The sequence below is a fragment of the Pseudonocardia zijingensis genome (genome assembly GCF_042657305.1).
GTDB classification, from domain to species: domain Bacteria; phylum Actinomycetota; class Actinomycetes; order Mycobacteriales; family Pseudonocardiaceae; genus Pseudonocardia; species Pseudonocardia zijingensis.
Genome location: NZ_JBHSKO010000013.1, coordinates 142657 through 166119, shown reverse-complemented (window position 1 = coordinate 166119; position 23463 = coordinate 142657). Strand labels below are relative to the sequence as shown.

The following is a 23463-nucleotide window of genomic DNA, read 5'->3' as shown; positions in this document are numbered from 1 at the left end:
GCGGTTCACACGTGATGAACAACTACGCGCAACCCGCGGCCGCGTTCCCGTCGCCATCATGGGGCGGGTGACGTCCACGCAAGCTCTGCTCCCCCTCTCGTCCTACCCCGTGCTGCTCGAGCACGACGCCCGCTACGGCGACCTGGACCCCAGCCGCCGGATCGGCCGGGACGCGCTCGTGCGGTGGTTCGAGGACGCCCGGGTCACCGTGGAGCGCACCCGTTTCGGCGCCGGCCTGACCGGCCGCATGCGCCTGCTGCTCGCGTCGGTGCGCGTCGACGTGCTGGCCCCGCTGCGGGTCACCGGCAGCTACCGCATCGGCGTCGGCGTGACGCACATCGGCACGTCGTCCTTCGCCTACTCCTACGGCGTCTTCGCCGACGACGAGTGCGTCGCGGCGGGCGAGTCGGTCAGCGTCCACGCCTCCGACGGCCGTCCGGCCCCGCTCCCCGCCTCGGTGCGCGCCGCGCTCGAGGAGCTGCGGGTCGATGGCCCGGCGACCCGGCGGCCCGAGCTCGAGCCGTCCCGCCGGGTGCGCGAGGCGTACCCGTTCCGGCTCGACGTGCGCACCCGCTTCGGCGACCTCGACACCAACCGCCACGTCAACAACGTGAGCCTCGCGGGCTGGTACCTCGACGGCCTCGCGGAGCTGCACCTCGACGTGCTCGGCTACCCGACCGGCGGCCCCCTCGACGGCCTGGCCCCGAGCTCGCTGTCCGTCCAGTACCTGGACGAGGTGCACTACCCCGGCATCTACCAGCTCCGCGTCGGCGTGCAGGAGCTCGACGACACCACGGCCCGCTACGCCTGCGGCCTGTTCGACGGCCCCCGCTGCATCGGGCTCGCCGACGCCGTCGGCGCCCACCGGGTGCTCGACGAGAACGGTGTGGTCGGCGACCTCGGCGCACTGCTGGAGCCCTTCCGCATGCGCGAGGTCTGACGGTCGGTGCGGCGACCGCCCCGAGCCGCACACAGGTGTCTCCGGACAGTCGGGAGGTACTTCTCGGGCTGTCCTTGATCAGCCCGAGCAGCACACGACTGCTGGTTCGGCGACCGTGATGTTCTGCTCGGGCTGCTCGCCGGCGGTCGATCGAGCCGAGCCGCGCACAGGTGTAGCTGGTGCGCCGTGAGGTGCTGCTCGGGCTGTTCGTGGGCGGTTGGTCGCGTCGAGCCGTACGTCCGGGTGGGTGCTGCGACGGTGTGGTGCTGCTCGCGAGGACCAGCGGGTGTTCCACCTCGGGCTCGGGCTGGTGGTTGGGGCGAGTCACACATGTGTGTCGTCGGCGCCGCGGTGAGGTGCTCCTCGGGCTGCTCGCCGGTGGTCGATCGAGCCGAGCCGCACACGGGTGTCGCAGGGTCGCCGTGAGGTGCTTCTCGGGCTGTTCGTGGGCAGGCGGGGTGCGCCGAGCCGTACGTCCGCGCGGGTGCTGCGACGGTGTGGTGCTGCTCGCGAGGACCAGCGGGTGTTCCACCTCGGGCTCGGGCTGGTGGTTGGGGCGAGTCGCACATGTGTGTCGTCGGCGCCGCGGTGAGGTGCTCCTCGGGCTGGTTGGTCAGGCCGAGCAGTACGCGGGTGTCGCTGGGGCGCCGTGATGTGCTGCTCGGGCTGTTCGTGGGCAGGCGGGGTGCGCCGAGCCGTACGTCCGCGCGGGTGCTGCGACGGTGTGGTGCTGCTCGGGTCGCTCGCGCCGGGCGGGCGCCGACGGTGGGGTGCTGCTCGCTCCGGCTAGGACGCGATCTGCACGCCGGAGGCCCGCATCTCCTCCAGCGCCCTGGCGGTGGTCTCCGGCGCCACGCCGGCGCAGAGGTCCAGCAGCACGGTGGTGCTGAAGCCGGCCTTCGCGGCGTCGAGGGCGGTGGCGCGGACGCAGTGGTCGGTGGCGATCCCGGCCACCTCCACGGTGTCGACGCCGCGGGCGCGCAGCCAGTCGGCCAGCCCCGCGCCGCCCGGCTCGACGCCCTCGAAGCCGGAGTAGGCGGCGGCGTACTCGCCCTTGCCGAACACGGCCTCGATCGGCGCCACGTCCAGGTGGGGGTGGAACGATGCGCCGGGCGTGCCGGCGCGGCAGTGGGGCGGCCAGCTGTCGACGAAGTCGGGGGTGTCGGAGAAGTGCGCGCCCGGGTCGGCGTGGTGGTCGCGGGTGGCGACCACGTGGTCGTACGCCGTGCTGTGCATGTGGTCGGTGATCGCGGCGGCGACCGCGCCCCCGCCTTCGACGGCCAGCGAGCCGCCCTCGCAGAAGTCGTTCTGCACGTCGACGACGATCAGCGCACGCATCAGATCCCCTCGAACACGGTGGGCAGGGCGGGCTCGCCGCGGGAGAGCTTCAGCCCCTCCCACGGCACGGAAACGAGGGCGGCCCGCAGGTGCTCGCGGGACTGCTCCAGGGTGGGCAGCCCGTCCACCAGCTCGCCGCCCCGGATCAGCGGCACCGGGACGACCCGGTCGTGCGGGCCGATCTCGGGCGGGTTCGCGGCCGGGTGCACGACCTCCTCGATCGCGGTGCCGGTCGGCTTGTAGCGACGCACGGCCGACTTGCGGCCGCCGCGCGACTCCTTGTGCTCGCTGCGCTTGGCGACCGGTCGCCCGTCGACCTCGACGAGCTTGTAGACCATCCCGGCGGTGGGCGCGCCGGAGCCGGTGACGACCGAGGTGCCGACGCCGTAGGAGTCGACGGGCTCCGCGCGCAGCGAGGCGATGGCGTACTCGTCGAGGTCACCGGACAGCACGATTTTCGTGCCGGTGGCACCCAGCGCGTCGAGCTGTTCGCGGGCCTGGCGGGCGAGCACCCCGAGGTCGCCGGAGTCGATCCGGATGGCCCCGAGCCCGGTGCCCGCCGCCTCGACGGCCAGTGCGACGCCGCGGCGGATGTCGTAGGTGTCGACGAGCAGGGTGGTGTCCGACCCGAGCGCCTTGACCTGGCTGGTGAACGCCGACAGCTCGTCGTCGTGCAGCAGCACCCACGCGTGGGCGGCGGTGCCCGCGGTGGGGATGCCGTGGCGGCGCTGCGCCTCCAGGTTGGAGGTGGTGGCGAACCCCGCCAGGTAGGTGGCCCGGGCCGCGGCCACTGCGGCGGCCTCGTGGGTGCGCCGCGACCCCATCTCGATGATCGGGCGCCCCGCGGCGGCGGTGACCATGCGGGCCGCAGCGGCCGCCACCGCGCTGTCGTGGTTGAGGATCGACAGCACCATCGTCTCGAGCAGCACCGCGTCGGCGAACGTGCCGGTGACGGTCAGGATCGGCGATCCCGGGAAGTACAGCTCGCCCTCGGGGTAGCCGTCGATGTCGCCCGAGAAGCGGTACTCGGCCAGCCAGGACAGCGTGGCGTCGTCGACGACGTCGCTGAGCATCGCGAGCTCCTCGTCGCCGAACCGGAACCGCTGGATCGACTCCAGGAGACGCCCGACGCCCGCCACCACGCCGTAGCGGCGGCCCTCGGGCAACCTGCGGGCGAAGACCTCGAACGTGCAGCGCCGGTGCGCGGTGCCGTCGGCGAGCGCGGCGGCCGCCATCGTCAGCTCGTACCGGTCGGTGAACAGGGCGGTGGACACCCCGGCCGATGACGGACTGCCAGTCATGGATCGAGAGCCTATGTGCCGTGCGGCCCGAATGGGGGAGGTGTCACCATGGGTGCATGGCCGCGCCGCTACCCGCACCCACCCGCCAGGTGGAGCAGGACTTCGCCGAGGACTCGACGGCCGACGTCCCCTGGCAGGCGATCGTGTGGAACGACCCCGTCAACCTGATGTCGTACGTCACCTACGTGCTGCAGAAGCTCTTCGGGTACCCGGAGCCGAAGGCCACCGCGCTCATGCTCGACGTCCACCACAAGGGCAAGGCCGCGGTGTCGTCCGGCGACAAGGACAAGATCGAGGGTGACGTCGCGAAACTGCACGCCGCTGGTCTCTGGGCCACGATGCAGAAGGCATGAACGGCTGGAAGAAGGCAGGTCGCGGCGGCAGGACCCGGCTCGCCGGCACCTTCGACGGCCAGGAGGCCGCGGTGCTGCGCGGGTTGGTGTCGGAGGTCCGGCAGATGCTCGCCGGGCGCTCCGCGGAGAACCCCGCCGACGAGCTGGCCGTCCTCACCGGCATGCGCACCGGGCCGTCCACGCGGCCCGACGACCGGGTGCTCGCCCGGCTGCTCCCGGACTTCACCACCGAGGACGCCGACCTCGCCGCCGGCCTGCGTTCGCTGCACGAGCCGGAGCTCATCGAGGCCAAGGACGCCGCCGCGGCCCTCGTGCTCGACACGCTCCCGGACGCCGGGGGCCGCGTCGAGCTCACGCCCGAACAGGCCGACACGTGGCTCACCGCCCTCAACGACGTGCGGCTCGCGCTGGGCACCGCGCTCGACGTCAGCGAGGACATGGACGACCTCCCCGTCGACGACCCGCGGGCCGCGCACCTGGGCGTCTACCACTGGCTCACGTTCGTGCAGGACTCGCTGGTGCAGACGCGCATGCAGGTGCGCTAGCCGGGGCTGCTCACTTCCGGTCGGAGTGGCCGAGGCTCCGGTCCGGGGCCACCCGGTCGCGCACGAGCTGCTTGAGGCGAGACAGCTCGGGGAAGCCGCCCTCGGCCTTGCGGTCCCAGAGGACCTCGTCGTCGAGCCGCACCTCGAACACGCCGCCGGTGCCGGGCACGAGCGCCACCTCGCCGAGGTCGGCCGGGAACGTCGTGAGCAACTCCTGGGCCGTCCAGCCGGCGCGCAGCAGCCAGCGGCACTGGGTGCAGTAGGTGATCTCCAGGCGGGGGGCGGGCATGGCCGCGAGTCTGGCAGAGGTGTGAGTCGTGCCCGTGGATGTGCGTTCGCGTGGACGCGGAACGTAGGCTGGACGCCGTGCTGGTGATCCGGGCCGACCTCGTCGAGGACGTCATGGCTCACGCCCGTGAGGAACATCCCCACGAGGCGTGCGGGATCATCGCGGGCCCGGAGGGCGCGGAGCGGCCCGAGCGGTTCATCCGCATGGTCAATGCCGCGAAGCCCTCCGGCGACGAGGCGGCCGAGGCGGAGGAGCGGGCTCTGCGGTCCGTGGTGCTCAGCGGCGACCACGCCGAGTACCAGGGCGAGCAGCGCTCGTCCACCACGTACTACACGTTCGACCGCAAGGAGCGGTTGCGCGTCAACGACGAGATGGACGACCGCGACGAGTGGCCGGTCGTGATCTACCACTCGCACACGCGCAGCCCCGCGTACCCGTCGCAGGTCGACATCGACTACGCGTCCGGGCCGCTCAGCGACCCGCGGATCCACTACGTGATCGTCTCCACTCGCGAGGGGGCCCCGCCCACGGTCGGGGAGTACGAGTTCCGGTCGTTCCGGATCGTGGACGGCGAGGTCACCGAGGAAGACGTCGAGGTCGTCGAGAGTTACATGTTCTCGCACACGGGCGCGGACGACGTCCCGGACCGGGCCTGACGCCTCGCCCGCCCGCACCACGACCGAACCACCTGGAGCATTCGCATGGCCGTGACCGTGTCCATCCCCACCATCCTGCGCACCCACACCGGCGGTGAGAAGACCGTCGAGGCGAAGGGCAGCACCGTCGCCGAGGTGATCGACGACCTCGAGTCGCGCCACGGTGGCATCGCGGCCCGCCTCGTCAAGGACGGCAACCTGCACCGCTTCGTCAACATCTACGTCGACGACGAGGACGTGCGTTTCGCCGGTGGCCTCCAGGCGCCGGTCAAGGAGAACTCGACCGTCACGATCCTGCCCGCGGTCGCGGGTGGGGCCGTCGCGGGTGGCATGCGCTGAGTCCGGCGCGGGCCGGGCACGTCCCGGCCCGACCCGGGCGCATCTGCAGGAGGCGTCATGGCCCGGTACGAGTCCCTCATCCACGCGGTGGGCGACACCCCGCTGGTGGGTTTGCCGTCGCTGTCGCCCGCGCCGCACGTGCGGCTGTGGGCGAAGCTGGAGGACCGCAACCCCACCGGCTCCATCAAGGACCGCCCGGCCCTCGCGATGATCGAGAAGGCCGAGGCGGACGGGCTGCTGAAGCCCGGCTGCACGGTGCTGGAGCCGACGTCGGGCAACACCGGCATCTCGCTGGCGATGGCCTGCAAGCTCAAGGGCTACCGGCTGATCTGCGTCATGCCGGAGAACACCTCCGTCGAGCGGCGCCAGTTGCTGGAGATGTACGGCGCGCAGATCATCAACTCGCCCGCGGCCGGCGGCTCGAACCAGGCCGTCGCGATGGCCAAGGGCCTCGCCGCGGAGCACCCGGACTGGGTGATGCTCTACCAGTACGGCAACCCGGCCAACGCCGACGCCCACTACCGCACCACCGGGCCGGAGATTCTGCGTGACCTGCCCACGGTCACCCACTTCGTGGCCGGGCTGGGCACCACGGGCACACTCGTCGGCACCGGCCGCTACCTGCGTGAGCACAAGCCGGACGTCCAGATCGTGGCGGCCGAGCCCCGCTACGGCGAGCTGGTGTACGGCCTGCGCAACCTGGACGAGGGCTTCGTGCCCGAGCTGTACGACCCCGACGTGCTCACCTCCCGCTACTCGGTGGGCAGCCGCGACGCGCTGCGCCGCACCCGGCAGCTGGTGGAGCAGGAGGGGATCTTCGCCGGCATCTCCAGCGGCGGCATCCTGCACGCCGCGCTGGCCGTGGCGGAGAAGGCTGCGGGCGCGGGCGACACCGCCGACATCGTGATCATCATCGCCGACGCCGGCTGGAAGTACCTGTCCACCGGTGCCTACTCCGGCGAGCTGGACGAGGCGGCCGAGGGCATCGAGGGCCACCTCTGGGCGTGACCGGCCGTCAGGCCACGGTGGCGCAGGTCGCCGGGTCGACCTGCACCCGCGGGTCGTCGCGCGTGACGTCCTCCAGGGGCTCCACCACCGCCCGGTGCGCCATCCCGTCCGTCACGGTGTAGGTCACCGCCGTGCCGTCGTAGCGGGTCGTGCCGTCGGTGGACGCGGCCTCGTCGAGCGTGGCCTGCACGTCGCGGAGCTGACGGGCGGGCGTGCCGGGCACGCACCCGTACATGCCCATGGCCGACACCCCGCCGCCCTCGAACAGCTGCCACGTGGCGCCGTCCTCGGTGGTGACCGCGTGCAGCCGGTCGTCGTCGAAGCTCCACAGCTGGAGGGTGTTGGTGTTGGCGCCGAGGGAGGTGGCGATCACCAGCTCGTCGCGCCCGTCGCCGTTGACGTCCACCACGAACGGGACGATCAGCGGGAGCCCCTCGTCTCCGAGGATCCGGTCCTCGACGTACCCGCTGGGCAGGTGCACGCGCAGCAGCTGCGTGCCCGGAGCGAGCTGCTCCAGCGTCACGTGCTCCTGCGCGCCGTCCCCGTCGACGTCGGCCTCGGCGGTGACCGCGGCCGGGCGGTACTGGGCGAGCGCGGTGCCCGGGACGGTGACGAGCGCCGCCGCGGCGAGACCGGCGGCGGCGAGCGCGCGGATCGTGTGTCGGGTCATGGCAGGTCCCCCCGGTCCTTCGGTCGGGCCGCGATTCGCGGCCTTGTTCGAGAGGACGGAAGTGATCGACGATCGGATGATCGAAAGTGGCGTGGCTCACACCTGTCGTGACGGCGCTCCACGTGCGTAACCTCGATGGCATGGCCGCCCCTGCGCCCGCCCCGCGCCGCACCGCCCGCGTGCTGCCCCGCAACCCGATCGGTTCGGCGCTGTTCATGCTCCTGTTCACGGCCGGGCTCTACATCGTCGAGGCCGTCGACGTCGTCATGGGCGGTGCGCTCGACCACAACTTCGGCATCGAACCGCTCCAGACCGGCGGGCTCGACGGCGTGCTGTTCGCGCCCCTGCTGCACGCCGACTGGGCGCACCTGGTGGCCAACACGCTGCCGTTCCTGGTGTTCGGGTTCCTCGCGATGGCGGGCGGGTTCCGCCAGTTCGTGATGGTCACGGCCACGATCTGGCTGCTCGGCGGGCTCGGGGTGTGGCTCACCGGCGGGTTCGGCTCCGGCTACCACATCGGGGCGTCCGGCCTGATCTTCGGCTGGCTGGTCTTCCTGCTCACCCGTGGCTTCTTCGCCCGCAGCGGTCTGCAGATCCTCCTGGCAGTGGGGCTGTTCCTCGTGTGGGGCGGGATCCTGTTCGGCGTCCTGCCCGGGCAGCCGGGCATCTCCTGGCAGTCGCACCTGTTCGGGGCGCTGGCCGGGCTCCTGGCGGCCCGGCTCGTCGCCCGCGCCGACCGCCCCGCCTAAGCTCACCGCGTGCTCCCCGACGCCCCGATCGGCATCTTCGACTCCGGCGTCGGCGGCCTCACCGTTGCTCGGGCCGTGATCGACCAGCTGCCCGCGGAGCAGGTGGTGTACGTGGGCGACACCGCGCACGGACCGTACGGGCCCCTGCGGATCGCCGACGTGAGACGCCACGCCCTCGCCGTGGGCGACGCCCTCATGGAGCAGGGCGTCAAGGCGCTCGTCGTGGCCTGCAACACCGCCACCGCTGCTTGCTTGCCCGACATCCGCGAGCGCTACCCGGTGCCGGTCGTCGAGGTGCTGCGGCCCGCGGTGCGCCGGGCCGTCGCCACCACGCGCAACGGGCGGGTGGGGGTGATCGGCACGAGCGCCACGATCGCGTCGGGTGCCTACCAGGACGCCTTCGCCGCCGCTCCGGGCATCGAGGTCACCTCCGTCGCGTGCCCGCGGTTCGTCGACTTCGTCGAGCGCGGCATGACCAGTGGCCGGCAGGTGCTCGGGCTCGCCCAGGGCTACCTGGAGCCGCTGCAGCGGGCGCGTGTCGACACCCTCGTGCTCGGCTGCACCCACTACCCGCTGCTCGCCGGCGTCCTGCAGATCGTGGCCGGGCCGGACGTCACGCTCGTGTCCAGCGCCGACGAAACGGCCAAGGACGTCGTGCGGGTGCTCATGGAGCACGACCTCGCCCGCGACCCGGACGCCCCGCCACCTGCACCGCACCGGTTCCTCGCCACGGGCGACCCCGCGCCGTTCCGCCGCCTCGGCAGGCGCTTCCTGGGGCCGGAGATCGGGGTCGTCGCAGGCCTCCCCGCGCCGCTGGGAACGGCGACCTGACGTACGAACGGCACATCCGTACCGCTCTATCGGACGAGGGTGCCGTTCGTACGGCGTGTCGCGGCCCGGTAGCGTCGCGGCGTGATCGGCGCTCTCGTCGTCGTGGTCCACGTGGCGCTCGCCGCCCTCGCGGTCTACGGCGTGCTCCTCACCGTGCTGAACCGGCCACCAGACGCCTGGACGAAGCGCGCCGTGGGCGTCGCGGTGGCCCTGCTCGTGGTGCAGGCCGCGATCGCGGCGGTGCAGGTGTTCGGCGGTGTCACGCTGCCCGAGACCTCGACGTTCCTCATCTACCTCGTCGTCTCGGTGTGCGTGCTCCCGATCGCCACCCAGTTCGCCACGGCCGAACCCAGCCGGTGGGGCGGGGCCGTCGTCGCCGTCGGGGCGATCGCCACGGCCGTGGCGGTCTGGCGGCTGCAGGGGCTGTGGGTCCCCGGTGGCTGAGGCAGCCCGCGCCACCGCGTCCGGGCCGGGGCGGGTGCTGATCGCCGTCTACGGCGTGTTCGCGCTGTCGGCCACCGCCCGCGCGGGCGTGCAGATCGCCACCCGGTTCAGCGAGGCCCCGGTGCCGTACCTGCTGTCGGCGCTGGCCGGTGTGGTCTACATCCTGGCGACGATCGGGCTCGCCGGGCACGGCCCGGGAGCGCGCAGGCTCGCCTGGTGCGCGGTGGTGTTCGAGCTGGTCGGCGTGCTCGCCGTCGGCACCCTCACCGTCTTCGACACCGGCGACTTCCCGAGCGACACCGTCTGGTCGGTCTACGGACGGGGCTACGGGTTCGTGCCGCTGGTGCTGCCGCTGATCGGCCTCTGGTGGCTGCGGCACACGCGGCCGCGTTAGCGTGCGCGGATGCGCTTGATCGTGCTGGGGTGCTCGGGCAGCGTGCCGGGACCGGGCTCGCCGGCGTCCGGGTACCTCGTCGACACCGGGCACGAGCGGCTGGTGCTCGACCTCGGCAACGGCACGTTGGGCGCGCTGCAACGCCACCTCGACCCGTGGCAGCTCGACGCCGTGGCGTTCTCGCACCTGCACCCGGACCACTGCGCCGACTTCGCCTCGCTCGTGGTGCACCGCCGCTACCACCCGCGGCCCCCCAACGACCCCACCACGCGTCCGCTCCCGGTGCACGCGCCCGCCGAGGCGCCCGACCGGTTCGCCGCGGCGTACGCGCCCTCGGCGGACGAACGGTCGAAGACCGACCTCACCGACGTGTTCGCCTTCCACCCCCTCGTCGACGGCTCGCGGGCGGGCGTGGGGGCTGCCACGCTCACCGCGCGCCGCGTCGACCACCTCTGCGAGGCCTACGCCCTGCGCGTCGACGCGGGCGGGCGGAGCCTCGTCTACAGCGGCGACACCGGGCCGTCCGCGGCCCTCGTGGAGCTGGCGCGGGGCGCCGACGTGCTGCTCTGCGAGGCCACGTGGCCGCACGTGTCGGACGAATGGGAGGAGCCCCCACCGGGGGTGCACCTGTCCGGGCGACAGGCGGGGGAGCACGCCACCGCGGCGGGGGTGGGCCGGTTGCTGCTCACCCACGTCGCCCCGTGGCACGAAGGGGCGACGCTGCTGGCCGAGGCCCGGGCGGCGTTCGCCGGCCCGGTCGAGCTGGTGGCGCCCGACGCGCAGTACGCGGTCTGAGTTACTGCCCGGTCCCCTGCCAGACGGCGGTGGACCCGGCGTGTCCGACCCACACCACGATCGCGGTGACCGCGAGGCCGGTGAGCGCCGCCAGCGCCGAGAGCCCTGTGGCCACCCGGTACTGGGTGGCGGTGGCGGCAGGCGCCGCGTGCGCCCCGGCCTCGGCCCGCACCGAGGCCAGCTCGGTGAGCAGCGCGCCGCCCAGCAGCAGGAGGAAGACGAGGGCGGCCGGCAGGAGCCACGACGCCCGCTGCACGTGGGTCTCGATCACCGGGTTCTGCGCGCCGAGCACCGCCCACAGCTGGTTGCCGGTGCTGGTGGCCAGCGGCACCGCGGCGACGCCCGCCACCGCCACGAGCAGGACCGGGAGGCCGAGCACGCGTCGCCACGAGCGCCGCACCGCCACCACGACGGCGCCCAGCGCCGCCAGCGGCAGCAGCACCACCACCGCGTGCACGACGAGCGGATGCAGCGGGATGCCGTCGATGACCCACATGTCCTGTTGCACGGGCGGGCCCGGTGATCGGTTCAGCCGGGGTCATAGGGTGGCTGCGTGACACGCGCAGACGGCAGGTCCGACGACGAGCTCCGCCCGGTGACGATCACCCGCGGCTTCCAGAAGCACCCCGCGGGTTCGGTGCTCGTCGAGTTCGGCGACACGAAGGTGCTGTGCGCGGCGAGCGTGACGGAGGGCGTCCCGCGCTGGCGCAAGGGATCCGGCCTCGGCTGGCTCACCGCGGAGTACGCGATGCTTCCCTCGGCCACCAACACGCGCAGCGACCGCGAGTCGGTGAAGGGCCGCATCGGCGGCCGCACCCACGAGATCAGCAGGCTGATCGGCCGCTCACTGCGCGCGTGCATCGACCTCGCGGCGCTCGGCGAGAACACCATCGCCCTCGACTGCGACGTCATCCAGGCCGACGGCGGCACCCGCACCGCGGCGATCACCGGCGCCTACGTGGCGCTCGCCGACGCCGTCACCTGGCTGGGTGCCCAGGGCGCGCTGGCCGACCCGAAGCCGCTGTCGTGCAAGGTCGCCGCGGTGAGCGTCGGCGTGGTGGACGGGCGGGTGCGGCTCGACCTGCCCTACGAGGAGGACTCCCGCGCCGAGGTCGACGCCAACGTCGTGGCCACCGACACGGGCACCCTCATCGAGGTGCAGAGCACCGGCGAGGGCGCCACGTTCACCCGCAGCACGCTCGACACCATGCTCGACATGGCCCTCGCCGGGATCCGCGAGCTGTCGGACCTGCAGGCCGAGGTGCTGGCCCAGCCCTACCCGCGCGACCTGCCCGGGCAGTCGTGAGGACGTGGCTGTGAGGATGTGGCTGTGAGGATGTGGCTGTGAGGATGTGGCTGTGAAGGTCCTGCTCGCCACCCGCAACGCCGGCAAGCTCGTCGAGCTGCGCCGGATGCTCGACGGCGTCCCGCTGGAGGTCCTCGGGCTCGCCGACGTGCCGGAGTTCCCGGAGGCCCCCGAGACCGGGGCAACGTTCGCGGAGAACGCGCTCGCCAAGGCGCGTGACGCCGCGGCCGCCACCGGGCTGCCGTCGGTGGCCGACGACTCGGGCCTCACCGTCGACGCGCTGAACGGGATGCCCGGGGTGCTGTCGGCGCGCTGGGCGGGCCGCCACGGCGACGACGCCGCCAACCTGGAGTTGCTGCTCGGCCAGCTCGAGGACGTCCCGGACGAGCGGCGCCGGGCGGCGTTCGTGTGCGCGGCGGCGCTGGTGGTGCCGGGCGGCGCGGAGACCGTGGTGCACGGCGAGTGGACCGGCCGGATCGTGCGCGCCCCCCGCGGCACGAACGGGTTCGGCTACGACCCGATCTTCGTGCCCGACGGGGAGGAGCGGACCTCCGCCGAGCTGAGCGCGGAGGAGAAGGACGCCGCGTCCCACCGGGGCCGCGCGATGCGTGCCCTCCTGCCGCACCTGCAGGCCCTGGCCTGACCCGCCGAACGCGTCGCTCGCACCCCCGAACGGGAGACTCGCGCTCGCAGGGGGAAACTCGCGGCCCCGAACGGGAAACTCGCCCCCATGGGGCGGAGTCCAGAGCGCGAGTCTCCCGTCTCGGTGGGTGAGTCCCGCGTTCTGTGGGGGCGAGTCTCCCGTTTGGCGGCCTGCAGTGCGCGGTGGGTCAGTCGGTCGGGTCGGGTTCGGCCAGCACCCGGCGGGCCACGGCGAAGGCGGAGTTGGCAGCGGGCACGCCGCAGTAGATCGCGCTCTGCAGCAGCACCTCGACGATCTCCTCCCGGCTCAGCCCGTTGCGCAGGGCGGCCCGCAGGTGCATCTCCAGCTCGTCGTGGTGCCCGTGCGCCACGAGCGCGGTGAGCGTGATGGCGCTGCGCATCCGCCGGTCGAGGCCGGGACGGGTCCAGATGCCGCCCCAGGCGTAGCGGGTGATCAGCTCCTGGAAGTCGGCCGTGACGGCGTCTGCACGGGCCAGCGCGGCGTCGACGTGGTTCGCGCCGAGCACCTCGCGGCGCACGGCGAGGCCGTCGGGGTCGAGGTCGAGAGGGGGCTTCGTGGTCACGCCAGGCACCGTAACCGTCGCGGAGGTGAACGGAGTGTGTCGACGACCCCCCTTCCCGCCCCCTCCGGTGTCGGCATCGGTACCTTCGGTCGGGTGAGCTGGGGACGGATCGCTGCCGTGGGCGCAGCTGTGCTCGTCGTCGCGGTGGTCGCGTTCCTGCTGATCCGCACCGGCACCGACCTGCTGGACGTGCGCACGGCCGTGCAGGCGGCGGGCCTGTGGGCTCCCCTGCTGTTCGTGCTCCTGCAGGGGATGATCACCGTCACGCCGGTGCCGCGCACGGTGTTCACGGTGGCGGCCGGGGTGCTGTTCGGCGGGGTCGGCGGGGTGCTGCTCGCGGTGGCGGGCACGTCGCTGGCGGCTGCCGTCGCGTTCTGGCTGGTCAAGCTCCTGGGCGGGCGGTTCACCCGCCGCCACACCGACCACCGCGTGATGACGTGGGTGCGTGCGCGGCTGGACCGCAGCGGCCTGCTCGCGATGGTGTCGCTGCGGCTGATCCCGGCCGTGCCGTTCTCGGCGATGAACTACGCCTCGGCCCTCGCGGGCGTGCGCTTCGCGCCGTACCTGGTGGGCACGGTGCTGGGGGTCCTGCCCGGCACGATCGGGGTCGTGATCCTCGGTGACGCCGCGGTGGGCGGCAACCCGCACCCCGCGATGCTGCTGGTGTCGGTGTGCTCCGGCGCGGTCGGGCTGACCGGCGCGCTCATCGCGGCCCGGCGCCCCGCCCGGGCTGCGCCGGACTCGGAGCCGGGGCCGGGCCGGGTCGCGTAGTCGGTGGTGCCGGCGGTGGGATTCGAACCCACACTGTCTCGGTCCTAGGCCGAGGGCCTCCTGCCAGTTGGGCTACGCCGGCTTCTGTTCCGCCCGCACCAGGTGTCGGTGGTGGCATGGCAGTTCGGGCAGAGGATACGGAGGTTCTCGAGGCGGTTGTCCGTGTGGTCCCCGTTGATGTGGTCGAGGCACAGCGGGAGGCCCACGCCTTGCCACTCCGACAGGCCGCATTCCTCGCAGTGTGCCGGCTTGAGGCCCTCGGCGATCAGGCGTTTCCGCAGCATGCTCGATGTCGTCGTGGAGCCTTCGACCAGCAGGTCCTGAAGGGGTGTGATCTTGGTGGATGGCCGGCGAAGCCCTCGGGCCCACCTCTGCCCCAGGAAGTGCGACGTATCGAGGTCGAGCCGTCGGATGTGGGCGACGACGAACCGGAACATGCCGCCGCTCGGGCGGTAACCCAATCGGCGGAGTACACCGTGCACCGTCCGTTCGGCCTTCACGGCCTCGATGAGGTCGACGTCCTGGAAGCGTCGGGACGTCCGCGGCGAGCCGGCGGTGGCCCGTGGAAGATGCGAGGCATCGATTCCAAGGCGACGGATGTGCGCTCGCAGGACGTCGTACTTGCCTGGTCGGATCCCGAGGCGGAGGTGGACCTCCCTGAGGGTCCGGCTCGCCGCCACCGCGGCTATGAGTTGCTCGTCCGTCCAGCTCCGGGCTCGGGGCATGATCCGGACGCTATCGAACGGGCGTTCGCGCGCCGCCGTGAAGATCGCGAGTTGTCCACAAGCAGTGCTAGGTCACGCGGTCGGCCAGCTCCGCCGGAGCGCGCATGCGCCAGGCGTCGAGCACCAGCTCCTCCAGCCGGGCCTCGTCGACCCGTTCGAGCCGCACCATCACCAGCGGCAGGCCGTCGTAGGTGGGATGGGTGAAGAACAGCTCGGGCTCGCCGAGCAGCAGGGCCTGCTTCTCGGCCTCGTCGCCGACGTAGAGCACGGCGACGTCGGTGCGGATCTCGCGCCGCCGCCCGGGCACGCGTTCGGGGTAGGACCAGACGAACCCCTTGCCGCCCACGCGGAAGTCGAAGCCCTCGCTGGGGATCTCCTCGACGCCCGGCAGCGCGAGCGCGATCCGGCGCACGTCTTCCTCGGTGGTCACGGCCCCTCCTGTCTCCCCGTCGCTCCCCGCATTCTCCCGGCGGCCGGCCGCGGCGCGCATCCGGTTGTTCTCACACATTTTGTGTGAGATTGTCAGGTCGATCACGAGTACGGGTCCAACGACGCGGAGGTCCCATGACAGTCACCCGTCGGAACCTGCTGCGGTGGGGAGCGGCCGCGGCCGGTGCGGTCACCGCGTCCGGCCTGCTCGCCGGCTGCGGTGGTGCCGAACGCCGTCCGGTACCGCCGCTGTCCCCGGGGCAGGACCCGTGGCGCCGGTTCGCCGGCACGACGATCAACTTCATCTCGGAGAACACCGCGCCGACCGCGGCCATCGCCGCGAACCTGCAGCCGTTCACCGAGCTCACCGGCATCACGGTGCGGATCGTCAACCTGGAGCTCTCCGCGCTCGTGCAGCGGGTGGCGCTGGACATGGCGTCGGGCACGTCGCAGTACCAGGTGATCTACGCCGACCCCTACCAGGTGCTCGCCCCGTACAGCGCCGGGCTGGCCGACCTGCGTGAGTTCATCGAGGACCCCAGTTACCCGGTCCTGGAGGGCGGGCTGGAGGACTTCATCCCCACGCAGCTGCGGGCGGCGGGCAGCTTCGAGCAGGAGGGACCGGTCTACGCGCTGCCCTACGACTGCCCGACGATGATCTGGCAGTACCGCGCCGACCTCTTCGCCGCCCACGGCGCTCGGATGGCCGACGACCTGGGCTTCGATCCGACGCCGGGTCCGGACCGCACCTGGGACGAGTACCGCAGGATCGCGGCCTGGTTCACCGACAACGTCGACGAGGTGCGCTACGGCACCGGACACCAGGCGAAGCAGCACGACTCGCTGATGTGCGACTTCAGCAACGTGCTGTGGTCCTACGGCGGCGACTACTTCGACGCCGGGGAGCAGGTCGGCCTGCTCGGGGTGCGCGATCCGGGCCGCTGCACGCTCGACTCGGCCGAGGCGATCGAGGCCGCGCGCTTCTACGACGAGCTGCTCGCGGTGGCCCACCCGGCGTCCCGCACGTGGGACTGGGACGGCGTGGGCGCCGCGTTGCGGGCCGGGGAGATCGCGATGTGCCCGAACTGGCACGAGTTCGCCGCGAGCAACGAGGAGGCGTTCCCGGGCGCGATGGGCTACGCGCCGCTGCCCAGCGGCCCGACCGGCTCGGCGAACATGTACGGCGGCTGCGGCATCGGCATCACGGCGAACGCGTCGGGCGCCGAGCGGGGCGCCGCCTGGCTCTTCGTCAACTGGGCCACATCGCGGGGCACGCAGCTGGACAACCTGCGCAGCAGCGCGGGCGGCGGCACGCCCACGCGCGGATCGGTGTACGAGCTGCCCGAGGTGGTGCGGGCGGAGCAGCGGCCGAGCGAGCTGCCCAACATGCTCGCGGGGCCGGCCGTGCGCGCCGCGTGGGAACCCGACCGGATCGGCCTGCGGCCCAAGATCCCGATGTGGAACGCCTGCGACACCGCGGTGTTCACCGGCCTGTCCCAGATGATCGCCGGCCAGCAGGACCCGGAGACGACGATGCGCGGCACGGCCCGGCGCGTCGACCAGATCGTTGCGAGGGGGTGGCACGCATGACCGCGGCGGAGCCGACGGCCCGGGCGGGCCGCCGCCGGGGCCTCACGTTCCCCGGCCTCCTGCTCACCCCCGGCGTCGCGCTGCTGGCGGTGCTGTCCGTGCTGCCGTTCCTGGCGCTGGTGGCGATGAGCCTCAGCCGGGTGCGCCTGCTCGGCGGGGTGCGGCTGGAGTGGGTGGGGCTCGACAACTGGGTGCGCGTGCTCACCGACGTCGACATGTGGTGGAGCTGGGTGCGCACCGGCGCCTACCTGGTGCTCACGCTCGGGATCGAGATGGTGCTCGGGCTGGCCGTCGCGCTGGCGCTGCACCGGGTGCTGCGCGGCCGCGGGATCCTGTTGTCGCTGGTGCTGCTGCCGATGTTCGTCGCGCCCGTGATCGTCGGGCTGCTCGGCCGCTACCTCACCGACTCCACCTTCGGCCTCTACGCCTGGTTCCTGCAGCAGCTGGGCTGGGAGGGTGACGTGCTCGGCAGCCCCGGCACGGCGTTCGCGGCGGTGGTGCTGATGGACGTCTGGGAGTGGACGCCGCTGATCACGCTGATCGCCCTCGCGGGGCTGACCTCGGTGAATCCGTCGCTGCTGGAGGCCGCCGCGCTGGACGGGGCGGGGTACTGGGCGGGCCTGCGGCACGTGGTGCTGCCCTCGATCTCCGGGATCCTGCTCGTGGCGCTGCTCATCCGCGCCATGGACGCCGTCCGCTACTACGACATCATCTCCGTCACCACGAACGGCGGCCCGGCGGACGCGACGAAGACGATCCCGATCCGGCTGTTCGAGAACGCCTTCCGCTTCTTCGACCTGGGCTACGCGGCCGCGATCGGCCTGATGATGCTGCTCCTGACCATCGCGATCGCGCGGGCCTTCGTGCGGTTGCTCGGGACGAGGGGGATCTCCTGATGACCGCACCCGCACTCGCCCCCGGCACGCGGGACGACTCCGCGCGCGCACCGGCCGCACCCGGCGGCGCCCGGGCGGCGCTGCACGGCCGCAGCACCGGCAGCCGCGTGGCCGTGGCCGTGGTGCTGGCCGCGACGCTCCTGTGGACGCTGGTGCCGCTCGTCTGGATGGTGCTGGGGTCGTTCAAGAGCCAGGCGGACGTCACCTCCGCGGTGCCGCGCCTCGTCTTCGCCCCGACGTTCGAGAACTACCGCAACCTGTTCACCGGCGCGAACGACCTGACCCCGTACCTGTGGCACAGCGTCGTGGCCGCCGTGGTCTCCGCGCTGCTGTCGGTGGTGGTCGGCACGCTCGCGGGGTACGGGCTCTCGCGGTCGGTGATGCGCCACAAGGACCGGCTGTCGTTCTGGATCATCTCCACCCGGATGGCGCCGATCGCCGCGGTGATCCTGCCGCTGTTCCTCATGTTCCGCGTGGCCGGGCTGATCGACACCCTGCCGGGGCTCGTGCTGGCCTACATGACGTTCAACCTGCCGTTCGCGATCTGGCTGATGAGCGCCTTCTTCTCCGAGGTGCCGCCCTCGATCGAGGAGTCGGCCCTGGTGGCGGGCTGCACGCGGTGGCAGGCGTTCCGGCACGTGATCCTCCCGCTGAGCAAGGCGGGTCTCGTCACCACGTTCGTGCTCTGCCTGGTCTTCAGCTGGAACGACTACGCGTTCGCGACGGTGTTCGCCGGCCCCGACTCGCAGACGCTGCCGATCGCGGCGAGCCAGCTGGTGACCCAGACGGGCATCGACTGGGGGCAGCTGACGGCGATCGGGACGATCGTGGTGCTGCCGATGGTGGTGGCCGGGCTGGCCGTGCGCCGGTGGCTGGTCACCGGCCTGACGTTGGGAGCTGTGACCGGTGAGTGAGACGAGCGTGGCGCTGCCGCGGACGATGCGGGCGAGCGTGCTGCGCGGCATTCGGGACGTCGCCGTCGAGGAGCGGCCGGTGCCCGGCCCCGGCCCGGACGAGGTGCTGGTGGAGGTCACGGCGGTCGGGGTGTGCGGATCGGACGTGCACTACTACGAGCACGGCCGGATCGGCGAGTTCGTGGTGCGCTCGCCGCTGGTGCTCGGCCACGAGGCGGGCGGGCGGATCGTCGCCGCCGGGTCGGACGTGCCCGCCGAGCGGATCGGGCAGCGGGTGTCGGTCGAACCGGGCGTGCCCTGCCGCCGGTGCGAGTGCTGCCGCAGCGGCCGCTACAACCTCTGCCCGGAGGTCCGGTTCTTCGCCACGCCTCCCGTCGACGGCGCGTTCTGCGAGTACGTGGCCGTGCCCGCGGACTTCGCCCACCCCGTACCGGACGCGCTCTCCGACGACGCGGCCGCTCTGCTGGAACCGCTGTCGGTGGCCGTCTGGGCGGGGCGCAAGGCCGGCGTGGGTGTGGGGTCGCACGTGCTGGTGGCCGGGGCGGGCCCGGTCGGGCTGCTCGTCACGCAGGTGGCCCGCGCGCTGGGCGCCGCGGAGGTCGTGGTCTCCGACGTCGACGCGGGACGCCGGGGGCTCGCCGCCGAGCTCGGGGCGAGCGCCGTGCTCGACCCGGCGGCGGGCGACCCCGTCGAGCAGGGTGTCGAGGTCGACGCGTTCATCGACTGCTCGGGCGCACCGGCGGCCGTCCGGGCGGGCTTCCGCGCCGTCCGGCGGGCCGGCGCGGTGGTGCTCGTCGGGATGGGTGCCGACGAGCTGCCCGTGCCGGTGTCGCTGGTGCAGAACCGCGAGCTGGAGGTGACCGGCACCTTCCGCTACGCGAACACGTGGCCCGCGGCGATCGTGCTGGCCGGTTCCGGCGCGGTGCGGCTCGACCGGCTGGTCACCGGGCACGTCGACCTCGAGCACGCGGAGGACGCGCTGGCCCCGGACCCGCGGCAGCGGCACGTCAAGCTCGTCGTGCAGCCGCGCGCCGCGGCCTGAACGGCGCGGCCACCGGCGGGGTGGAGCCGCCGGCGGGGGGTTCTGGAGGATGGGCCCCGTGAGTGGCACCCGGTCGAGCGAGGCGTCGGTCGAAGCACGCCGCGAGCGCATCCTCGAGCAGGTGCTCGAGGAAGGTGCCGTCGCGATCGGCGAGCTCGCGCGTCGGCACGGGGTGAGCGGGATGACGGTCCACCGCGACCTCGACGCGCTCGGTGCCGCCGGCTTCCTCACCAAGGAACGGGGTCGTGCGGTGGCCCCGTCCGCGCTGCGGGTGGAGACGAGCGCCCTGTTCCGGATGCGCGCGGGTGCGCGCCTCAAGGAGGCCGTGGCCCGCGCCGCGCTGCCGCTGCTCGGGGAGCCGGAGTCGGTGCTGGTGGACGACTCGACCTCGGTGCTGCCCCTGCTGGCCGCGCTGGGCCGGCGAGGGCGGCCGATCACGCTCGTCACCAACTACCTCGAGGTGGTGCGGCGGGCGGCCGAGCACCCGCAGCTCGGCGTCCACCTGCTGGGCGGGGACTACTCACCCGACCTCGACGCCACCTTCGGCCCGGCCGCGGTCGAGGCCGTGCGCCGGCGCACCGTGGACGTCGCCGTCCTCAGCGTGCCCGCGGTGGCGCAGGGCCGCTGCTACCACCCGCTGGAACCGTCGGCCGCCCTGAAGCGGGCGGCGCTCGAGACGGCGCGCAGGCGGATCCTGCTGATCGACCACACGAAGACGCCCCGCACCGGCCCGCACCTGGTGTGCGACACCGGCCGGTTCGACGCGGTGGTGGTGGACGGGGGCGTGGACCCCGCGGAGGCGGACGCCATGCGCGCGACGGGCACCACGGTGGTGCTCGCACCCCTCGACTGACCGGGCGGGGTCACTCCCGCACGGCGCCCTCGAGCATGCCGCGGATGAAGTGGCGCTGGAGGAAGAGGTACACCACCACCACGGGCGCGGCCACGATCACGGCGCCGGTGGCGAGGAGCGTGACGCCGGAGGTGTGCTGGCCCTGGAAGAACGCGAGGCCGAGCGGGGCGGTGCGTAGCCCCTCGTCGGTGGCCATGACCAGGGGGATGAGGAACTCGTTCCAGGTCCACATGAACGTGAGGACCACCATCGTGACGATCGCGGGCCGGCCGGGCGGCACGAGGATCTGCCAGAGGATGCGCCACGAGCCCGCACCGTCGAGGCGGCCCGCCTCGATCAGCGAGCGCGGGCGGGAGCGGAAGTAGGCCCGCATCCAGAACGTGCCGAACGCGAGCGACTGCGCCACCTGCGGCAGCGCGATGCCCCAGAACGTGTTGGTGAGCCCGAAGGTGCGCAGGTCGAAGTACAGCGGCACGACGATGACCTCGGTGGGCACCATCAGCCCGAGCAGGAACAGCGGGAAGAGCACCCCGGCCCCGGGCACGCGCATCGTGCCGAACGCGTAGCCGGCCAGGATCGACAGCACGCCCGCCACCAGCACGACGAAGGCGGACACGGTGATGCTGGTGAGCATCGACGTGCCGAACCGGCCCTGCTCCCACGCGGCGGGGAAGTTGGCGAGGCCGCCCGCGCCGCCGGAGTCGTCCGGTCCGACGGCGCTGCCGAGGATCGTGAGGATCGGCCACAGCGCGAACACCGCGAAGAGCAGGAGGACGGCGTAGTTGCCGGAGCGTTCGGCGCGGGAGATCACCGGCGCTCACCGATCCGCACCACCGCGAGGTTCACCACGAAGATGAGCGCGGTGAGCGTGACGCCCACGGCGGCCGCAGAGCCCACCTCACCGAGCCGGAACGCCCGGTTGTAGACCTCGTAGGAGGGCACCGACGTGCGGTTGCCCGGCCCGCCGCCGGTGGTGATGTAGATCAGGTCGAAGGTCTTGAGCGCGGCGATCACGGTGAGCGTGAGCGCGACGGCGAGCTCAGCGCGCACCGACGGCAGCGTGATCGCGAAGAACTCCCGCACCGGGCCCGCGCCGTCGAGCCGGGCGGCCTCGTACAGCTGGTCCGGGATCCGGCTGATCCCCGCCATCAGCAGCACGGTGACCAGCCCGGTCTGCACCCAGGTGCCGATCACGCCGACGGCGGGCAGCGCGAACGTGGGGTCGCCGAGCCAGGCCCGGGTGACGGCGCCGAGGCCGACGAGCTCCAACAGGTCGTTGACCGAGCCGTCGGGGGCGTAGAGCTGCCGCCAGGCCACGCCCACCACCACCATGGCGACGACCTGCGGCAGGAACACGACCGTGCGGAAGAACGGCAGCCCGCGCAGGCGGGCCCGGGTCAGCAGGCTCGCGAGCACGAGCCCGATCGCAGTGGGCAGCAGCGCGAAGAACAGGATGAGCACGAGCGCGTGCCCGAAGGCGGCCCGCAGGCCGGCGTCGGTGACGACCTCGGCGTAGTTGCCGAGCCCGACGAACGTGGCGAGCGTGAGCCCGTCCCAGTCGAACAGCGACAGGTGCACGGCGCGGCCGAGCGGGTAGAGCACGAACGCCGCGTACACGGCGAGCGCGGGCACCACGTAGGCCAGTGCGTGCCACGGTGACGGGCCGAGGTGGCTCGTGCGTGGGGCGTCAGCCATTCTTCTCGACGAAGGCGGCGTAGTCGGCCTCCACCGTGGAGAGCACCGCGTCGGGCGGCTGCGAGCCGGCGAGCAGGTCCTGCAGTGCCGCGCCCATCGTGTCGCCCATCGTCGGGGTGGCGTAGTCGAGGTAGGGCAGCAGCTGTCCGTTGTCGGCCACGGCCGCGAACGCCGCGAAGACGTCCTGGGAGAGCCCGGCGGGCGGCGTCTGCGCGGCGGTGTCGACGACGGGCAGGTTGCCGGTCTCGGTGAGCACCTTCATGGCGTCGGGGCTGGTGATGAAGTCGAGGTAGGCCGCGGCGGCGTCGGGGGCATCGCTGGCGCTCGTGATGGAGAACGGCAGGCCGGTGCCGCCGGTGGCCGAGACCGGCTTGCCCGCGGGCGGCGGGGGCGGCATGAAGCGCACGTTCTGGCCCATGGTGGCCTCGAGGTCGGGGGCGTACCAGCTGCCGCCGATGAAGAACACCGACTCGCCGCGCGAGAACGCCTGCCACGCCTGGTTGTCGTCGAGGCCGTTGACGCCCTCGTTGAAGTAGCCCGCGGCCGCCCAGTCGGTCACCCGCTGCGCGGCCTGCGTGTTCTCCGGCGTGGTCCAGGAGGCACCCTTGCGGCCGAAGGCGAGGTCGGTGATCTGGTCGGCGGGCACGAGCTGGTCCTGCACCGTGCCGAAGACGTGCAGGGCGGGCCAGCCCTCCACGTTACCCAGCTGCAGCGGGGTGGCCCCGCCCGCCTTGACGGCGGCGAGCGCCGCCTCGAACTCCTCCCACGTGGTGGGCACCGCGATGCCGAGCCGCTGCAGTTCGGCGGGGTTGTAGTAGATGCCGACGACCTCGCCGACCTGCGGGAGCCCGTAGATCTCGCCCTCGCCGAACACCTTGCCGTCGGGGGTGTAGCTGACGTACTGGCGCACGGAGTCGGGGTAGCGCTGGTCCCAGCCGTAGGCCTGCGCCCACGGGGTGAGCGGCACCAGCTCTCCCGCGGCCACGAACGCACCCATGTCGGCGCGGCCGTTGTTCGCCTGCACGACGTCGGGGGCGTCGTTGCCCGACAGCGCCAGGCGCAGAGTGGTGGCGAGGTCGTCGAACGAGCGCGAGTCGCGCTTGATCGTGACGTTCGGGTACCGCTCCTGGAACGCGGCGTTGAGCCGCTCCATCTGCTCGTTCTGGCCGCCGCGGACCTCCTGGTCCCACACCGTGAGCGTGACCGGGCCGAGCGCGGCGATGTCGGTCTGCACCTCGCGGCCGGCCGGCGGTGGGGCCCCGGTGTTCTCCGACCCGGGCGTGCACGCGGTGAGGAGCGCCACCGCCCCGGCGAGCGCGGCGACGGCGGCGCGACGGGTGCGTGGGCGTCGGCTGGTCATTTCG

Annotated in this window: 30 protein-coding genes and 1 tRNA gene; 19 read left to right on the top strand and 12 right to left on the bottom strand. The window is 72.9% G+C overall.

Annotated features, from left to right (window positions below):
* Positions 1 to 67 precede the first annotated feature (67 nt).
* Entirely contained in the window at positions 68 to 940 is an 873-nt protein-coding gene (locus ACFPL3_RS24310) for a thioesterase family protein (protein ID WP_343945179.1), read from the top strand.
* 786 nt (positions 941 to 1726) lie between these two features.
* Here the strand turns inward: ACFPL3_RS24310 and ACFPL3_RS24305 are convergent.
* Both ACFPL3_RS24305 and ACFPL3_RS24300 read right to left on the bottom strand, forming a co-directional pair.
* Positions 1727 to 2281, bottom strand: a complete 555-nt coding sequence (locus ACFPL3_RS24305) for a nicotinamidase (protein ID WP_343945200.1) — start codon at positions 2279 to 2281, stop codon at positions 1727 to 1729.
* The gene (locus tag ACFPL3_RS24300) at positions 2278 to 3579 is read right to left on the bottom strand and encodes a nicotinate phosphoribosyltransferase (protein ID WP_343945178.1); all 1302 of its coding nucleotides are present in this window, start codon (positions 3577 to 3579) and stop codon (positions 2278 to 2280) included. Before ACFPL3_RS24300 ends, ACFPL3_RS24305 begins: the two co-directional genes overlap by 4 nt.
* A gap of 56 nt (positions 3580 to 3635) precedes the next feature.
* Here ACFPL3_RS24300 and clpS point away from each other — a divergent pair, with 56 nt between their 5' ends.
* Together clpS and ACFPL3_RS24290 are read left to right on the top strand one after the other, a co-directional pair.
* Positions 3636 to 3932, top strand: coding sequence for an ATP-dependent Clp protease adapter ClpS (clpS, locus tag ACFPL3_RS24295; RefSeq protein ID WP_343945177.1), 297 nt, complete (start codon positions 3636 to 3638; stop codon positions 3930 to 3932).
* Positions 3929 to 4477 (top strand): DUF2017 domain-containing protein, encoded by a 549-nt coding sequence (locus tag ACFPL3_RS24290; RefSeq protein WP_343945176.1) that lies wholly within the window; start codon positions 3929 to 3931, stop codon positions 4475 to 4477. Before clpS ends, ACFPL3_RS24290 begins: the two co-directional genes overlap by 4 nt.
* A gap of 10 nt (positions 4478 to 4487) precedes the next feature.
* Here the strand turns inward: ACFPL3_RS24290 and ACFPL3_RS24285 are convergent, their stop codons facing one another.
* Positions 4488 to 4766, bottom strand: coding sequence for an Rdx family protein (locus ACFPL3_RS24285; protein ID WP_343945175.1), 279 nt, complete (start codon positions 4764 to 4766; stop codon positions 4488 to 4490).
* Between the two features lie 77 nt (positions 4767 to 4843).
* Here ACFPL3_RS24285 and ACFPL3_RS24280 point away from each other — a divergent pair, with 77 nt between their 5' ends.
* From ACFPL3_RS24280 to ACFPL3_RS24270, 3 genes are read left to right on the top strand one after another with little or no spacing between them, the layout of a single operon-like run.
* Entirely contained in the window at positions 4844 to 5422 is a 579-nt protein-coding gene (locus ACFPL3_RS24280) for a M67 family metallopeptidase (RefSeq protein WP_343945199.1), read from the top strand.
* A 45-nt stretch (positions 5423 to 5467) separates the two neighbouring features.
* Positions 5468 to 5761, top strand: coding sequence for a MoaD/ThiS family protein (locus tag ACFPL3_RS24275; RefSeq protein ID WP_343945174.1), 294 nt, complete (start codon positions 5468 to 5470; stop codon positions 5759 to 5761).
* A 57-nt stretch (positions 5762 to 5818) separates the two neighbouring features.
* Entirely contained in the window at positions 5819 to 6769 is a 951-nt protein-coding gene (locus tag ACFPL3_RS24270; RefSeq protein ID WP_343945173.1) for a PLP-dependent cysteine synthase family protein, read from the top strand.
* Positions 6770 to 6776: 7 nt separating this feature from the next.
* Here the strand turns inward: ACFPL3_RS24270 and ACFPL3_RS24265 are convergent, their stop codons facing one another.
* Positions 6777 to 7439, bottom strand: a complete 663-nt coding sequence (locus tag ACFPL3_RS24265) for a hypothetical protein (RefSeq protein WP_343945172.1) — start codon at positions 7437 to 7439, stop codon at positions 6777 to 6779.
* A gap of 140 nt (positions 7440 to 7579) precedes the next feature.
* Between ACFPL3_RS24265 and ACFPL3_RS24260 the strand changes: the two genes are divergently transcribed.
* The 5 genes from ACFPL3_RS24260 to ACFPL3_RS24240 all read left to right on the top strand — a co-directional run bounded on the left by ACFPL3_RS24260 (position 7580) and on the right by ACFPL3_RS24240 (position 10652).
* Positions 7580 to 8188, top strand: a complete 609-nt coding sequence (locus ACFPL3_RS24260) for a rhomboid family intramembrane serine protease (RefSeq protein ID WP_343945171.1) — start codon at positions 7580 to 7582, stop codon at positions 8186 to 8188.
* A 9-nt stretch (positions 8189 to 8197) separates the two neighbouring features.
* Positions 8198 to 9019: a glutamate racemase gene (gene murI, locus ACFPL3_RS24255; protein WP_343945170.1), complete on the top strand. Its 822-nt coding sequence runs from the start codon at positions 8198 to 8200 to the stop codon at positions 9017 to 9019.
* Between the two features lie 81 nt (positions 9020 to 9100).
* Positions 9101 to 9463: a hypothetical protein gene (locus tag ACFPL3_RS24250; RefSeq protein ID WP_343945169.1), complete on the top strand. Its 363-nt coding sequence runs from the start codon at positions 9101 to 9103 to the stop codon at positions 9461 to 9463.
* A complete protein-coding gene (locus ACFPL3_RS24245; protein ID WP_343945168.1) occupies positions 9456 to 9857 on the top strand; it encodes a hypothetical protein in 402 nt (133 codons plus the stop codon). The genes ACFPL3_RS24250 and ACFPL3_RS24245 overlap by 8 nt, the downstream gene beginning before the upstream one ends.
* A 9-nt stretch (positions 9858 to 9866) precedes the next feature.
* Entirely contained in the window at positions 9867 to 10652 is a 786-nt protein-coding gene (locus tag ACFPL3_RS24240; RefSeq protein WP_343945167.1) for an MBL fold metallo-hydrolase, read from the top strand.
* Position 10653: 1 nt separating this feature from the next.
* Here the strand turns inward: ACFPL3_RS24240 and ACFPL3_RS24235 are convergent, their stop codons facing one another.
* Positions 10654 to 11148, bottom strand: coding sequence for a DUF2231 domain-containing protein (locus ACFPL3_RS24235; RefSeq protein ID WP_343945166.1), 495 nt, complete (start codon positions 11146 to 11148; stop codon positions 10654 to 10656).
* A gap of 57 nt (positions 11149 to 11205) precedes the next feature.
* Here ACFPL3_RS24235 and rph point away from each other — a divergent pair, with 57 nt between their 5' ends.
* Positions 11206 to 11958, top strand: a complete 753-nt coding sequence (gene rph, locus ACFPL3_RS24230; RefSeq protein ID WP_343945165.1) for a ribonuclease PH — start codon at positions 11206 to 11208, stop codon at positions 11956 to 11958.
* Positions 11959 to 12004: 46 nt separating this feature from the next.
* A complete protein-coding gene (gene rdgB / locus ACFPL3_RS24225; RefSeq protein ID WP_343945164.1) occupies positions 12005 to 12601 on the top strand; it encodes an RdgB/HAM1 family non-canonical purine NTP pyrophosphatase in 597 nt (198 codons plus the stop codon).
* A gap of 187 nt (positions 12602 to 12788) precedes the next feature.
* Here the strand turns inward: rdgB and pcaC are convergent, their stop codons facing one another.
* The gene (gene pcaC, locus ACFPL3_RS24220; protein ID WP_343945163.1) at positions 12789 to 13184 is read right to left on the bottom strand and encodes a 4-carboxymuconolactone decarboxylase; all 396 of its coding nucleotides are present in this window, start codon (positions 13182 to 13184) and stop codon (positions 12789 to 12791) included.
* A gap of 93 nt (positions 13185 to 13277) precedes the next feature.
* Between pcaC and ACFPL3_RS24215 the strand changes: the two genes are divergently transcribed.
* Positions 13278 to 13955, top strand: coding sequence for a TVP38/TMEM64 family protein (locus ACFPL3_RS24215; RefSeq protein WP_343945162.1), 678 nt, complete (start codon positions 13278 to 13280; stop codon positions 13953 to 13955).
* A 4-nt stretch (positions 13956 to 13959) separates the two neighbouring features.
* Here the strand turns inward: ACFPL3_RS24215 and ACFPL3_RS24210 are convergent.
* From ACFPL3_RS24210 to ACFPL3_RS24200, 3 genes are all read right to left on the bottom strand, one after another.
* Positions 13960 to 14037 (bottom strand) — tRNA-Leu (locus ACFPL3_RS24210).
* Complete coding sequence (locus tag ACFPL3_RS24205) at positions 14000 to 14680, bottom strand: HNH endonuclease signature motif containing protein (protein WP_343945161.1); 681 nt, start codon at positions 14678 to 14680, stop codon at positions 14000 to 14002. The genes ACFPL3_RS24210 and ACFPL3_RS24205 overlap by 38 nt, the downstream gene beginning before the upstream one ends.
* 67 nt (positions 14681 to 14747) lie before the next feature.
* Positions 14748 to 15110 carry an MmcQ/YjbR family DNA-binding protein gene (locus ACFPL3_RS24200; protein ID WP_343945160.1) on the bottom strand — a complete coding sequence of 121 codons (363 nt, stop codon included), beginning with the start codon at positions 15108 to 15110 and terminating at the stop codon, positions 14748 to 14750.
* A gap of 134 nt (positions 15111 to 15244) precedes the next feature.
* On the opposite strand from ACFPL3_RS24200, the gene ACFPL3_RS24195 reads away from it, so the two are divergent.
* The 5 genes from ACFPL3_RS24195 to ACFPL3_RS24175 are packed head-to-tail and all read left to right on the top strand — an operon-like array spanning position 15245 to position 20404.
* Complete coding sequence (locus ACFPL3_RS24195) at positions 15245 to 16699, top strand: extracellular solute-binding protein (RefSeq protein ID WP_343945159.1); 1455 nt, start codon at positions 15245 to 15247, stop codon at positions 16697 to 16699.
* Positions 16696 to 17595 (top strand): carbohydrate ABC transporter permease, encoded by a 900-nt coding sequence (locus ACFPL3_RS24190; protein ID WP_343945158.1) that lies wholly within the window; start codon positions 16696 to 16698, stop codon positions 17593 to 17595. The genes ACFPL3_RS24195 and ACFPL3_RS24190 overlap by 4 nt, the downstream gene beginning before the upstream one ends.
* The gene (locus ACFPL3_RS24185) at positions 17595 to 18509 is read left to right on the top strand and encodes a carbohydrate ABC transporter permease (protein ID WP_343945157.1); all 915 of its coding nucleotides are present in this window, start codon (positions 17595 to 17597) and stop codon (positions 18507 to 18509) included. Before ACFPL3_RS24190 ends, ACFPL3_RS24185 begins: the two co-directional genes overlap by 1 nt.
* A 25-nt stretch (positions 18510 to 18534) precedes the next feature.
* Positions 18535 to 19551, top strand: a complete 1017-nt coding sequence (locus ACFPL3_RS24180) for an NAD(P)-dependent alcohol dehydrogenase (protein ID WP_343945198.1) — start codon at positions 18535 to 18537, stop codon at positions 19549 to 19551.
* 58 nt (positions 19552 to 19609) lie between these two features.
* Positions 19610 to 20404, top strand: a complete 795-nt coding sequence (locus ACFPL3_RS24175; RefSeq protein WP_343945156.1) for a DeoR/GlpR family DNA-binding transcription regulator — start codon at positions 19610 to 19612, stop codon at positions 20402 to 20404.
* A 10-nt stretch (positions 20405 to 20414) separates the two neighbouring features.
* On the opposite strand, the gene ACFPL3_RS24170 is transcribed toward ACFPL3_RS24175, so the two are convergent.
* The 3 genes from ACFPL3_RS24170 to ACFPL3_RS24160 are packed head-to-tail and all read right to left on the bottom strand — an operon-like array spanning position 20415 to position 23459.
* Complete coding sequence (locus ACFPL3_RS24170; protein WP_343945155.1) at positions 20415 to 21215, bottom strand: carbohydrate ABC transporter permease; 801 nt, start codon at positions 21213 to 21215, stop codon at positions 20415 to 20417.
* Positions 21212 to 22099 carry a carbohydrate ABC transporter permease gene (locus tag ACFPL3_RS24165; RefSeq protein ID WP_343945154.1) on the bottom strand — a complete coding sequence of 296 codons (888 nt, stop codon included), beginning with the start codon at positions 22097 to 22099 and terminating at the stop codon, positions 21212 to 21214. The genes ACFPL3_RS24170 and ACFPL3_RS24165 overlap by 4 nt, the downstream gene beginning before the upstream one ends.
* The gene (locus tag ACFPL3_RS24160) at positions 22092 to 23459 is read right to left on the bottom strand and encodes an extracellular solute-binding protein (RefSeq protein WP_343945153.1); all 1368 of its coding nucleotides are present in this window, start codon (positions 23457 to 23459) and stop codon (positions 22092 to 22094) included. Before ACFPL3_RS24160 ends, ACFPL3_RS24165 begins: the two co-directional genes overlap by 8 nt.
* Positions 23460 to 23463: the final 4 nt, after the last annotated feature.